General features: G+C 36.4%; 14 protein-coding genes. 7 read left to right on the top strand and 7 right to left on the bottom strand.

Going from position 1 to position 12,129, the window contains the following annotated elements:
- Nucleotides 1-45: 45 nt before the first annotated feature.
- Entirely contained in the window at nt 46-618 is a 573-nt protein-coding gene (locus HII17_RS14230; protein ID WP_169076014.1) for a hypothetical protein, read from the top strand.
- A 176-nt stretch (nt 619-794) separates the two neighbouring features.
- Nucleotides 795-1,529 carry a substrate-binding periplasmic protein gene (locus tag HII17_RS14225; protein ID WP_169076013.1) on the top strand — a complete coding sequence of 245 codons (735 nt, stop codon included), beginning with the start codon at nt 795-797 and terminating at the stop codon, nt 1,527-1,529.
- A 31-nt stretch (nt 1,530-1,560) separates the two neighbouring features.
- On the opposite strand, the gene HII17_RS14220 is transcribed toward HII17_RS14225, so the two are convergent.
- Together HII17_RS14220 and HII17_RS14215 are read right to left on the bottom strand one after the other, a co-directional pair.
- Nucleotides 1,561-1,869, bottom strand: a complete 309-nt coding sequence (locus tag HII17_RS14220) for a DUF6172 family protein (RefSeq protein WP_169076012.1) — start codon at nt 1,867-1,869, stop codon at nt 1,561-1,563.
- 157 nt (nt 1,870-2,026) lie between these two features.
- The gene (locus HII17_RS14215; protein WP_169076011.1) at nt 2,027-2,767 is read right to left on the bottom strand and encodes a substrate-binding periplasmic protein; all 741 of its coding nucleotides are present in this window, start codon (nt 2,765-2,767) and stop codon (nt 2,027-2,029) included.
- Between the two features lie 196 nt (nt 2,768-2,963).
- Here HII17_RS14215 and HII17_RS14210 point away from each other — a divergent pair, with 196 nt between their 5' ends.
- The 3 genes from HII17_RS14210 to HII17_RS14200 all read left to right on the top strand — a co-directional run bounded on the left by HII17_RS14210 (nt 2,964) and on the right by HII17_RS14200 (nt 4,426).
- Nucleotides 2,964-3,674: a hypothetical protein gene (locus tag HII17_RS14210; protein WP_169076010.1), complete on the top strand. Its 711-nt coding sequence runs from the start codon at nt 2,964-2,966 to the stop codon at nt 3,672-3,674.
- A 62-nt stretch (nt 3,675-3,736) separates the two neighbouring features.
- Entirely contained in the window at nt 3,737-3,991 is a 255-nt protein-coding gene (locus tag HII17_RS14205) for a DUF2999 family protein (RefSeq protein ID WP_169076138.1), read from the top strand.
- A gap of 45 nt (nt 3,992-4,036) precedes the next feature.
- Complete coding sequence (locus tag HII17_RS14200; protein ID WP_169076009.1) at nt 4,037-4,426, top strand: hypothetical protein; 390 nt, start codon at nt 4,037-4,039, stop codon at nt 4,424-4,426.
- 324 nt (nt 4,427-4,750) lie between these two features.
- Here HII17_RS14200 and HII17_RS14195 read toward each other — a convergent pair whose 3' ends face one another.
- On the bottom strand, nt 4,751-5,320 hold the full coding sequence (locus HII17_RS14195; protein WP_169076008.1) for an SOS response-associated peptidase: 570 nt from the start codon (nt 5,318-5,320) through the stop codon (nt 4,751-4,753).
- 282 nt (nt 5,321-5,602) lie between these two features.
- On the opposite strand from HII17_RS14195, the gene HII17_RS14190 reads away from it, so the two are divergent.
- A complete protein-coding gene (locus HII17_RS14190) occupies nt 5,603-6,907 on the top strand; it encodes an inosine/guanosine kinase (protein WP_169076007.1) in 1,305 nt (434 codons plus the stop codon).
- A gap of 76 nt (nt 6,908-6,983) precedes the next feature.
- On the opposite strand, the gene HII17_RS14185 is transcribed toward HII17_RS14190, so the two are convergent.
- The 4 genes from HII17_RS14185 to HII17_RS14170 form a co-directional block, all read right to left on the bottom strand.
- The gene (locus HII17_RS14185) at nt 6,984-8,288 is read right to left on the bottom strand and encodes a dipeptidase (RefSeq protein WP_169076006.1); all 1,305 of its coding nucleotides are present in this window, start codon (nt 8,286-8,288) and stop codon (nt 6,984-6,986) included.
- Between the two features lie 98 nt (nt 8,289-8,386).
- Nucleotides 8,387-8,866 carry a VF530 family protein gene (locus tag HII17_RS14180; RefSeq protein WP_169076005.1) on the bottom strand — a complete coding sequence of 160 codons (480 nt, stop codon included), beginning with the start codon at nt 8,864-8,866 and terminating at the stop codon, nt 8,387-8,389.
- A 39-nt stretch (nt 8,867-8,905) separates the two neighbouring features.
- The gene (locus tag HII17_RS14175) at nt 8,906-9,496 is read right to left on the bottom strand and encodes a zf-TFIIB domain-containing protein (protein ID WP_169076004.1); all 591 of its coding nucleotides are present in this window, start codon (nt 9,494-9,496) and stop codon (nt 8,906-8,908) included.
- A gap of 75 nt (nt 9,497-9,571) precedes the next feature.
- A complete protein-coding gene (locus tag HII17_RS14170; RefSeq protein WP_169076003.1) occupies nt 9,572-10,051 on the bottom strand; it encodes an aminoacyl-tRNA deacylase in 480 nt (159 codons plus the stop codon).
- Between the two features lie 215 nt (nt 10,052-10,266).
- Here HII17_RS14170 and HII17_RS18965 point away from each other — a divergent pair, with 215 nt between their 5' ends.
- On the top strand, nt 10,267-12,126 hold the full coding sequence (locus HII17_RS18965) for an ATP-binding protein (RefSeq protein WP_211185363.1): 1,860 nt from the start codon (nt 10,267-10,269) through the stop codon (nt 12,124-12,126).
- The last annotated feature ends 3 nt before the right edge of the window (nt 12,127-12,129 follow it).

Below are 12,129 nucleotides of genomic sequence, written 5' to 3'. Positions count from 1 at the left end.
CAAATTTATACCACTAACTGATTATCATTGACTTAAGGATTGAGAATGAAAAACTTTCTTTACGCATTAGGCTTATTGTTGCTAAGTACCTCAGCGCTAGCCGAGCAGGCGTTATCAAAAGTACTCATTGAAAAATACATGCAGACAGTGACAGGCATTGAGCCAATTATTGACGCTAATCCTCAGCTTGAGCAAGCAATGGATAATGTTATTAAATTAGGTAAAGATAAAGCAATAGCAAAAGTTAAGTCTTTTGCAGTATATCCTCAAATAGCGCAAAAAATTGAATCGGCTGGTTTTGGCGACTTCGAAGAATTTTTTGATATAGGGATACGAATTATGGGCGGACTGTTCAAATCGCAACTAAGTCAAATGCCAAATGGTATGACGTTTGATGACTATATTGCTCAAATGGAAGGGCAAGTAGCGATGATGAAGCAACAGGGCTTGCCAGAAAATATGGTCGCACCGATGGAGAAACAATACAAAGAGCAGTTAGATAATATGCGCTTTATGCAAAAAGCAGCGGAAAGTGTATCAGCTCAAGATGCAAAGTTTGTTAACGACAACATTGAATGGATAACTCAAATTATGGGTAGTGAAGAAGATAACTTATAGGCCTCTTATTGTATTGGTTGATTAAAAAAGCCGCTTTATAGCGGCTTTTTTAATAGAGATGTGCTTCAATGTAGAAATTCAGGGGTTTGAACGCTGATCAATTAAATTTTTGTGAGCACTTAGTTTGAATATTAGTATAAGCTTAAAGTCAGTGCATGATTAAAGTTAGGCTGTAGATGAAGTATCTTTGCTGTTCGTTGTTGCTACTAGTTTCCAATGTCGCGCTTTCTCAAAAAAGTGACTTGACCACTGACTATGAATTTTCTTCAATTGAATTACTAATTGAACAAGAAGTTGGTCGAATTGTATTACCTCAAATATATCAAAACCTTGGTATCAATATAGCTGTTAGTCCGTTACCTGCCGATAGAGCGCAATATGTCGCTAATTCAGGTTTAAAAGGTGGTGAAATAATGCGTATTTGGTCTTATGGTAAAGAAAACTCAAGTCTGCTTAGAGTTGCCACTCCTTACTATAAACTGGAAACCATGGCCTTTATCTTACGAGGAAGTGGCGTTGAAATTAACAAGAAAGAAGACCTAGAAAAATATCGTATTGCTAAGGTTAGGGGGGTAAAACATACGAACAATATCACTAAGTGGTTGCCTAATGTTTACAATACAACAAGCACTCAAAACATGATGAATTTATTGTTAAAAGGCAAAGTTGATGTAGCGTTAACTAATACGTTGGACGGAGTAACTGTTATTAAACGATTGGGGTTCAGCAATATTGTTCCTATCGAAAAATCTTTAGCAACAGAGCCACTTTATCATTACATTCATAAAAAGCACCGCCACCTTGTACCGTTAGTTGATAATGAAATTAAACGATTAAAGCAAAGTGGAAAATTAGAAATAATGATAAAGAACGCAGAGAAAAAGGTTATTGAACAATATGATCAAGCCTAATAACCTCTACGTTTAAATATTGCTCGAATAACTATTCAGACTTCTCGTCACTCTCAAGGTTCGTTTTTCTAACTTCAGGTTTAGCTAAAATTTCTAAATAGAAGCTTTTTAGTTCTCGTGTTTCAGCATCACTAATTAATTTGTTAATTTCAGACACGTGAATAACATCAGCGAACGCTTCAGTGTCGCCAAAACGACAATCAAAATCCCAATAGTCAGCCCCATCAGGTAATTGCTTATTACGCTCTCTTTTTAGGTACTTTTTAACCTCATGCTTAATAGCATCTACTAGTCGAGGTGTTTTGATTTTTTCATGGGTTAATGAAAATGTTTTTCTCATGGGGAGCCTTGTATGGTTAATCGAGCATAATGCCAAATTTTATTGATGTGAAGTTTACCACATCTTTTACTGGTATTAAGTTGCTTTAACCCCTGCATTGGCTTTTGCTATATTCGTCATTATGGAACATTGCTTATAAGCGCTTCAATTTTGTTGTCTAGTTAGGCAAACCGTATTTTTTCTTAAGTGCTAAATATGCGTTAGTTTTACTATATTCTGCGTAACTTTGATTGAACTGGCTCACAAATGCTTTATTTTTAAACGCCATACGGTATGGGCTAGGTGGAAAAATATAATGGACCTTTATCTGATCAGGGCTATGTTTATCAAGATAATCCTTAAAAAAGAAATTAAAAATATTTATATCCAATACTATAGTGTCGGTTCTACCTTTAAGTAACATTTCAACTTGAACTTTCTGCCTAGCAACTTGTGTGTACATGGAGCTTTCATTCGCTGATTTGGCAAAGGTTTCACCTAAGATCTTGTGGGCGTTTTGGAAGGCTGTAATCGAATAATTCGCTAGATCTTCTACCGTTTCAATGCATAAGTTCCTACTCGCCAGTGAAATCGCAACATTCTGATAGGTTATATACACATCGCTAAGTAAGGCTCTATCAGTAATAATAACGGGATTAGCGGTCAATAATGCGTCTATTCCTTCACTTTTTAGCATTTTTTCTGAGCGCCCAAACGGTACAAAAATATAATTTGGTCGTTTATCCATTTTTGCTAATAGAGTACGAACCAATTCCAGCTCATAGCCTTTTTGTTGATCTTCAAGTACATATGGAGGCTTGGAAAGTCCAACTATTACATCAAGCTTTTCAGCGGCTTGTGCAGAGGTAGAAATAATGACAAATAAGTAACTTATTATTCGCTTTATAAACAAAGGCAATCAACTTCTAAAAAATACGCAACTCCATTAATTGTAACTTAGTGAATAATTTTTGCCTGAAAATATACTTATATGGTGCATGAACATACTTTCAAAGCTTGATTGAATAAATTTGTGCCGCTTTGATCTGGGCTAATACTTAAGAACAAAGACAAGGTTAAAATTTCCCGTAATAAAAGCTAGAAGGACTTTTACCTTGCACAACGATATCAAAACGCAATCGATAAAGAGAAGAGTGGTTAGCTATGGCTTACTGTTTATCGCAACTTTTTTAATATTTGCAATAGCTGAAGGGATAAGAACACTACTAGATAGCTATGACCTGAACGCGATGTTTATTTCATTTTGTGCAGGTTTTATTCTTTTTGTACCTTTAGTAAGTTTGGTATTACATCCCATTATCCTTGTCGATCCTGAAAATAATAAATTGCGTTGTAAAAGCACCTTAATGGCAAATATTGGTTTAGTTTTTGTTGTTCAAGTACTTTTCTTCTTAATATGGATGACTGACGCTATTGCGCTTTATAGTATGTATGTCGACAACTCTTCCTTTCTGGCCAAAGCCTTTAACGTATCCAGTGAAAGTAATAGTGACTTAAGTGTCGAGTTTTTTTGGTTTAATCTATTATTAGCTTGGCTATTTGCTTTGTTATCAATTTCAATTGGCTTGTTACCATGCTTGATAGCGAGGATTAAAAACAGAGGTACTGTCGGTAATTTTGTTGCCAGTATTGGGTATGCTAAAGCCAATAAGCTGTTGTTTTCTTGTTATTCATTGATCATTGCTTTGTCGGTAGTTATCCCACTCCTTTATGCAAAATACCTATTTTTGTTAGCGTTTCCAATCGCGCTTTCTTTATTGATTGTTGCCATTGGTCGAGGGTATCTTAACAGCCAACGCGATTAATACTTTTACCATTTGTTAAAGGCTATATAATGCACTTAATATTAATTAGTGCAGTATTGTTTATGAACCCAATTCTTCAATTGCTTAAAGCAGAAAATATTTCTGATCAAAAAATCACCTCAATTTTTAAAGAGTTAACCCAAAGCCCGTTAACAGCGATGGCAACAATAGGTGGTTTAGGTATTGAGCCTGAAAAGTTGCAACCAGTAATGATGCAAGTAATGACTAATCCTAACTTAATAAAAGAGGCTGTTAAGGAGCTAGGCTTAGATTTATCTGCGGTAGAAAAGGCGAAAGAGCAACTAAAAAACAACTAGTGCCTATAATTTACTTATAATGACAATAAAAATTGGAGCCTGCTGATGCTACCTCATGGTTACGTAAAGCTAAATTGGTTTGACAATTTGCTGGAAGTTCACGTCCATGGCCCGTTTAATCTTGAAGGGGTTAATATGGCGCACGAACAAATAAAGCAATCGGTAAGAGAGCAAGGGTTTGATGTTTGGTATCGTGTAGATTATTTAGATAATGAAACTTTAGGTAGCCCTGAAGTGATGAGCGTAATAGGGAAGAATTATAAATGGTGTGGCCCATATAATAATTGTCAGCAATTAACGGTGTGCTGCAGCTCAACCATACAAGTAGGTATGATGCGCAAGCTTTCAGAGCAAATAGGATTGCCGATCAATTTATTTACTGATGTTGCTCAAACAAAAGATTTTATTAGCGAAAAAGGGTGGGGTAACCATTAAAGTTTGGGTATAAAAAAGGCAGCAAATAACTGCTGCCATAAACGTGAGTCAAACGTTTAAACTTTTACTTACTCTTCATCAGATGTTTCTTTTGATTCCTCAGCTTGTTCTTGTTCTACTTTTTTCTCTTCTTCGTGAGCTTGACCGCCACAATTGCCACAACATCCCATGGGTGATTCCTCGTATATAAAAACTAAGGAAATAGTACTTGATTAGATTACTCAGGTATTGATCCGGATCAATACTTGATTAAACTACTCAAGTATTTGTTGGATTAGTTAAAATTATTGTTTCTAGGAATTGTTATTGGGATAGTTTTAGGGACTATTGGGTTACTTTTTCAATTGCTATATTGGAATTTTCTGTCGCCATCATTAGCGGACTAAGCTGTTCAGGGGAAGCGTTGAACCAAAACGCTATTTCTGATGGTTTGATTAATACAGGCATTCGGTTGTGAATTTCAGCACAATCTTTATTAGGCGTTGTAGTTAACGTTATGACTTGAGGTGATGTCGGATTAAAGAGCACACCAGCCATAAAGAAAGGTTGGTGTTCTTTATGAGTAAATGAATATTTGACTTTACTCCTACCTTGCTTTTTCCATTCATACCAGCCGGTACAAGGTATCAAACACCTACTTCCAATAAATGCCGATTTAAATGTTGGCTTTTCTGCTACGGTTTCTGATTTTGCATTGATAAGTAATTGCTTAGACCAAGAAGGTTGAATACCCCAACTCGCATCTAGTTGGGTATATTTATCAGGCCGAATGATCGTCGCGACATTTTCCGAAGGGCATAAATTGGTATTCGTTTGCGTGTGAAAATCAATGCCAAGCATTTCGCTAACGATTAAGCATAACGTATCATCTATTACATTTAGTCGACCACACATATTAAGTTCTATTAGCCTGTTTCATTCTATTTTAGTTTGATTCTTGTAAATATAAAATTAATTAAAACAATATGATAGAAATTCATATTGTGATCTGTTTTTTAAAGAGCCGCCAAGGTAACAAGATCTTTTATTCGTGTATTAAATTTGGATTTTTAAATTTGTCGCGCTACTAATTCGCTATTTACTGGGTAAGTGTTAATAGTAGCGATTATAAGTATGTTTAATTTGTTGTGAGTTAAGTTATAATCCGCAAGATTTTTAATTAATACCTATCGCTTCATGAAGTTTCCCGGCCGACGTCAACATAAACATTATTTCCCTGTAGATAATAAGAACCCTTTAACCAATCAAATTAATCGCTCATCTCGTTTATTGAGAAATTATATTGTTGGTATTGATCAGGTACTTGTGGATATTGAAGCTAAAATTGATCAAGCGTTTCTAGATGAATTTGATTTACAAAGAGGAATGTCGCAGGTCATTTCCGATGAGGTGACTGAAAAGTTATATCAACGCTTAAAAGATGAAAACCTAATAGACTACGAATTTGCTGGCGGTACTATTGGTAATACGATGCATAACTACTCAGTGTTGGCTGATGATCGCTCTGTATTGCTGGGGGTTATGTCAAAAAATATCCATGTAGGTGATTACGCTTATCGCTTTATTAGTAACACCTCTTCTCGTGTTGATTTAAATTATTTACAACCGGTTGATGGTCCCATAGGCCGTTGCTTTACTTTAATTGATGATAGTGGTGAGCGTACCTTTGGTATCAATGCTGGTTTAATTAATCGACTACATCCAGACTCTATTGATGAGTCGTTGATTGCTCAAGCATCAGCGCTAGTTATTAGTTCTTACCTAATGCGAACTGAACCAGGCGATACGATGACCGAGGCTGCTATCAAAGCGGTTAAATGTGCAAATGCTGCAGGTGTACCGGTTGTCCTGACATTAGGGACAAAACATTTAATAGAAAAAGAACCTGAGTTTTGGCGACAATTTGTTAAAGAGCACGTTAATATTCTTACCATGAATGAAGAAGAAGCATTGGCCATTACAGATTACTCAGATCCATTGCAGGCGGCTGATAAATGTTTAGATTGGGTTGATATGGTTATTTGTACAGCTGGTGCTGAAGGGCTTTACATGGCTGGCTATGTCGATGAGCAATATAAACGTGAAACTGAATATGCACTATTGCCAGGCTTTATTGCTGACTTTAATCAGTATGAATATTCACGTCCTATGTTACTTAAAGATTGTGAACAACCACTACGCATATACACACACATTGCACCTTATATGGGGGGGCCAGATAGTATAAAAAATACTAATGGTGCCGGCGATGCGGCTCTAGCAGCGGTGTTGCATGATTTAAGTGCCAATGTTTACCATAAGCGCAATGTTGGTAAATCAAGCAAGCATGTTCAGCCGGCGTTGAGTTATTCGTCACTTTCGCAAATGAGTAAGTATGCGAATAGGGCAAGTTATGAAGTATTGGTTCAGCACTCACCACGATTATCTCGCGGTTTACCTGAGCGTGAAGATAGCTTAGAACAGGCTTATTGGGCTATTTAATCACTTAAAGATACTGTAAAAATTGAGATTGACTACTTAGCTAAAGTAGCCAATCTCTTATAGTCACTATTAAAAGTTAACTTTTTTGCTGGATAGATTGTGCAATGTTTTGTACTTCGTCTAATACGCGTAGCAAGTTACCACTCCACATTTTTTCAATATCCGTTTCTGTGTAACCACGTTTAACTAACTCAAGGGTGACATTAAAAGTTTCAGATGCGTCATTCCATCCTTTAACACCGCCACCGCCATCAAAGTCAGAGCTAATGCCTACGTGCTCAATACCGATAAGTTTCACCATATAATCAATGTGATCGACAAGGTCGCTTACCGATACTTGTTCAATAGTATCACCGATACGTTTAACTTCTGGTTCTGCAAGTGCCGCGACTTCCATAAATTTAGCCCAGTAAGCTTCAGCTTGCGTTGGTGTAAGTTTTTTTCGTTCATCGCGACTTAGCACCTTATAGCCTTTTTCTTTGGCTATCTTTTTGTAGATAGTCATTTTTGCATCAGCAAATGCTTTGGATTTTTCTCCGTCAATGTATGAACGAAACGCGACAGCCTGCACCACCCCACCATTTTCCTTCAATGCTAACAGTTCTTCGTCATCAAGGTTTCTGCTGTGATCATACATAGCGCGGCTTGCTGAATGCGATGCAATGACAGGGGCTTTAGATAATGCCATCATTTCAAGGTTTGCTGCTTTCGAAGGGTGGGAAATATCGATCATTATTCCCCATTTATTCATTTCTTTAACAGCTTCTCGGCCTAAATCACTTAAGCCGTTATGTAGCCACTTTTTATCTTTATCGCCGGTGTTAGAGTCGCTGAGTTGGCTATGACCATTATGTGCTAATGACATATAGCGTGCACCCAAGTCATAAAACTTTTTCACGTTGCTAATATCTGTACCGATAGGATAGCCATTCTCCACGCCAATCATCGCGACTTTCTTTCCGCTCTCTACAATGCGGCGCACATCATCAGAAGTAAGAGCTAATTCAATTTTATCTGGCGCAATTTCAGTGGTTAATCGGTGAATAGCATCAAACTTTGCCATTGCTTGCTTGTGGGCCGTTGCATAGCCTTGTGCATTCAGTGCACCTTGTCCGGTATAGACAATTAGCCAAGAGACATCTAATCCACCTTCGTCCATTTTGGGAAGGTTGACCTGACTTTTTAAGCGCATTGTGTAGTTCTTTTCCTCAGAAAAGTTGGCAACACTGAAGTCATGATGCGTATCGAGCACGATTACTCGCTCGTGAATGGCTTTTGCTTTATCTATTGTTGATTGTTCGATTTTAACGCCAGCATACGCTGTAGACAGTGCACTACTTACTGCAATAGCTAATAGTGAAGATTTAAGTAAAAATTTCATAAAGGTAAATGGTTTTTATTTTATTTATTTAGTTATAAACCTACCATAAGCGCATTAAAAATTTGAATGCTTTTATTTAAGAATTGCTAATCGTCAAATTACTTAGGTGATTTAGCATAGGGATCGACCGGTCCAGAAGATACTGAAGGTCTATCATTGTGGCGCTTTTCTCCACCGCTTGACTGATTACGATAGTTACCAAAACTTTTAGGCTTGTTTTTATCTCCAGCGCGATCTTTAGGAATTGGTGCTTGCCCAGGTTTTAATATTTTTGGCTCTTTCGGCTTGTGGTGTGAAGGAATAATCCTATCTCTTGGTGGAATTTCAAACTGATCTTCTGGCGCTTTCGGTAAGTTCTTATATTCATATAAATAAAAACGCTCGATTTTTTCTCGCGCCCATTCAGTCTTTTTAAAAAATTTAATACTCGATTCCATGCTTGGGTTGTTTTTAAAACAATTTATACGAGTATATTCCGCCAGTATTTCCCATCCATATTGGTTAATTAGCTGTTCTAATAACGCTTCAAGTTTTAATCCGTGTAATGGGTTGTTGAGATAATCGGGTTGTTCAGTCATATATTTTTGCTCTTACTGTAATTGGCAAACATTATAGCCTTAAAAGCCTCTAAATAAGATGCGCTTTAATTTAAATTTATGAAGCACTTTTTCCATTAGCTCTAAATCAGAGACCCGATCGTCTAAAGCATCTATCGCCATTCCGTGTTTTTCAATTTTTCTGTCTTGTGCTTTATCTAAGCCGCCGCTGGCGATAAAGTTTCTAATTTGTTGAAGTTCATCTCTATCTAACCAAATGCCACAATGAATGCAGCTATCAATTTGGATACCTGATATAGCTTTATAGTTCTGGCGTGACATCACTTTATTGCAGCTTGCACAAGGTAAATAGCTTTCAGCACCCACATGAGCCGGTTTTTGGTATTGTGGACTACTGTTCTCGTCTCTAAATACATCTAACGAAGTTGTTAAGCTCGCGAACTCTTCAGGCTCAAGCCATAAACCTTCACACGCTGGGCACTGATCTAAGTCGTAACCGCGATAATGGTGAATTTCCATTGATATTTGACATCGAGGACATGTCTTATCTTGTTCTGGTCGTTGATGAGACATAGTGCCGCCACATAGTGGGCACTGCCTGACATTGCCATTAATTTGATGCTGGCAGCCGCCGCAAATAGAAATAGCCACGAGTAATACATCCTTTAATTACTTAAGTGGCTAATATTCTAACATTTGTTCACGAGCAGTTTCGAGTAATAAAGCTTAATGAAAGACCTCATGGCTAAAAGTAAGGTGCATACAACGGTCGACTAATTTTGCAAAGTGCTTGTGTGGAATCTTAAGTAAGTGCTCGTGATCTCCTGCTTCTATGTAGACATAGTCAAGTAAATCGAGCTTTTCATCGCAAACACTGGTCATATTGAATGCTTCTGCAATAGCTGGGATTGCGCCGTGTTCGCAGTCTTCGAATAATTGATAGACTTCATGTTCTTTTAACAGGCGATAACTACCCATCAATTGTTCATTTAACGTCGAAATGCTTACTTTCCTACTAGCAGGTAAAATAGCCATGACTTTTCGATCTTCGTGGTTTTGTAAAATGACCGCTTTAGCCAATTGGTGCAAAGGAATATTGGCATTGATAGCGCTGCCAATTGAACTATTCGAATGGTGATGCTTAATGGTTTGATATTGAATTTTACGGTTATCAAGATAACTTAACAACCTTGTAGAAATACTCATAGCCACCTCCACAATGTATTTAACTACAATGAAAAGTATAGTCTTGATTAATGCTTTCAATAATAAATAGATCGATCAACTTTATTCAATTTTGGCAATTTTTTGTGACATAAATAATAAGCGTTTTAAAATAGAATGTTGAAGTTTATTAAAAAACTGGTGAATTTTTAAAACGTTATTATGCTTATTAATATAAGTACATGATTGAAATTGACATGGCAGTTAATAATAAATTTATACATTGGTTAACCCAAAGTGGTGGCGGTATACGAGTCCCACTACTTATTACCTTTAGCGTATTGTGGTTGTTCTCTTTTGCTGTACTGTTTTTTATTAGTTACAACAATGCAAATGAACTAGTTCAACAAAGTATTAGTGAAAAGTTTGAAGAGGTATTTTTATTTTACGACGAGAAAATTGCCGAACAAGCCAAAATCCAAGAGTTAGCATTATTTCATTTGTCTCAAAACGAAGCGATTTTAAGCGCATTACAAGCATCAGACAGAAGCAAATTAATAACATTATCTAAACCAATTTTTAAAGAACTTAATAAAACAAATTTTATTACACATTTTTATTTTATCGCCGTTGATAAAACAGTCATTTATCGTGCCCATGCACCTCAGCGTATGGGAGATATCATTACTAGAGAGACGCTTAAACGAGCTAGTGAAAATAACTATGTCGCATCTGGTATGGAGTTTGGTGTACTGGGCACCTTTACATTACGTTCAGTAAAGCCCGTATTTATTAATGCTAAGTTAATTGGCTATATAGAGCTCGGCATGGAAATAGGTCATGTCATCCGACAAACAGAACACCAATTTAATATCGATATTGTTGAGCTAATTGATATTAATCTCGTTAATAACAATGTTAAAGAGGCGATCTATAAACTAACTGGTCGAGTGTCTGATGAAGCATTAGTCAGTGATTATTTGACCATTCATGCCAGAAACAAAGAATTAGACACGTTTAGGCGCACCAACTTAAATGAAGTGGTAAAAAGCATATTAGTTAGTGGGCTTAAATTTGAATTCGATAACGGTTATGCATTTATGTACCAGCCTATTATTGATTTTGTTGGTAATAATATCGGTAAATTTATTGTTTTTACGGATGTCTCACTGGCTTTGGAAAAAAGAAATAATAGCCTACAGCAGGCCATTGCTTTTCTTTTGCTTATGTTTGTAGTTGGTTTTTTGATATTCAATTTCGTATTGGTTGTTATTGATAATCAGATTAAGAACTACCAAAAGGATTTGTTTGGTCAACGAAGTAATTTAAAAGCAACGATTAAGCAGCTCAAAAGCACACAGGCGCAATTAATTGAAAAGGAAAAGTTCGCTGCACTAGGCAACTTAGTAGCAGGGGTTGCACATGAAGTTAATACGCCAATTGGCATGGGAGTTACTGCGTCAACATTTTTACAGGATAGAATAACTGAGTTGAAATTAGCTTTTGAAAGAGAAGAGTTGACCGCTAAACAGTTAGAAAAATTTGTAAAAGAAGGGCAGGAAACCTCACAGATCATATTTTCAAATTTAGCTAGAGCTGCTGACTTGGTTAGTAGCTTTAAGCAAGTAGCCGTTGATCAATCAAGTGATCAACATAGAAAATTTAATGTAGTTAAATTAATAGATGAAGTTATTTTGTCTTTGCGACCTCATCTAAAGAAAACGAATCATCAAATTCATGTGAATTGTGACAAAAACTTATCAATTGATAGTATCCCAGGTGCATTAAGCCAAATTATTATTAATTTAATTATGAATTCTATTATTCATGGTTTTGAGCAAACCAATGAAGGAGAAGTCACTATAGATATTACCGTAAAAGATAACCATTTTTATTTAAATTACAAAGATAATGGTAAAGGTATTCCAGAAGAATTTATCTCCAGAGTGTTCGAACCTTTTGTAACGACTAAACGAGGCGAAGGAGGAACAGGATTAGGAATGCACTTGGTTTATAATTTAGTTACTCAAGCGTTAGATGGTGACGTTCGTTTATATAGCCAAGTCGATAATGGTGTTTCTTTAGATATCACTTTTCCCATACAAAACACTGGTTAATTG

The sequence above is a fragment of the Thalassotalea algicola genome (assembly GCF_012932965.1).
Taxonomy (GTDB): Bacteria; Pseudomonadota; Gammaproteobacteria; order Enterobacterales; family Alteromonadaceae; genus Thalassotalea_F; species Thalassotalea_F algicola.
The sequence above is the reverse complement of the archived record's forward strand: the minus strand, read 5'-3'. Positions and strand labels throughout refer to the sequence as shown.

Excerpts from the sequence above, each read along its gene's own strand:
- HII17_RS14225 (WP_169076013.1), top strand. The coding sequence starts at position 795 with ATGAAGTATCTTTGCTGTTCGTTGTTGCTACTAGTTTCCAATGTCGCG.
- HII17_RS14195 (WP_169076008.1), bottom strand. The coding sequence starts at position 5,320 with ATGTGTGGTCGACTAAATGTAATAGATGATACGTTATGCTTAATCGTT.
- HII17_RS14220 (WP_169076012.1), bottom strand. The coding sequence starts at position 1,869 with ATGAGAAAAACATTTTCATTAACCCATGAAAAAATCAAAACACCTCGA.
- HII17_RS14230 (WP_169076014.1), top strand. The coding sequence starts at position 46 with ATGAAAAACTTTCTTTACGCATTAGGCTTATTGTTGCTAAGTACCTCA.
- HII17_RS14205 (WP_169076138.1), top strand. The coding sequence starts at position 3,737 with ATGAACCCAATTCTTCAATTGCTTAAAGCAGAAAATATTTCTGATCAA.
- HII17_RS18965 (WP_211185363.1), top strand. The coding sequence starts at position 10,267 with ATGGCAGTTAATAATAAATTTATACATTGGTTAACCCAAAGTGGTGGC.
- HII17_RS14170 (WP_169076003.1), bottom strand. The coding sequence starts at position 10,051 with ATGAGTATTTCTACAAGGTTGTTAAGTTATCTTGATAACCGTAAAATT.
- HII17_RS14200 (WP_169076009.1), top strand. The coding sequence starts at position 4,037 with ATGCTACCTCATGGTTACGTAAAGCTAAATTGGTTTGACAATTTGCTG.
- HII17_RS14190 (WP_169076007.1), top strand. The coding sequence starts at position 5,603 with ATGAAGTTTCCCGGCCGACGTCAACATAAACATTATTTCCCTGTAGAT.
- HII17_RS14180 (WP_169076005.1), bottom strand. The coding sequence starts at position 8,866 with ATGACTGAACAACCCGATTATCTCAACAACCCATTACACGGATTAAAA.
- HII17_RS14185 (WP_169076006.1), bottom strand. The coding sequence starts at position 8,288 with ATGAAATTTTTACTTAAATCTTCACTATTAGCTATTGCAGTAAGTAGT.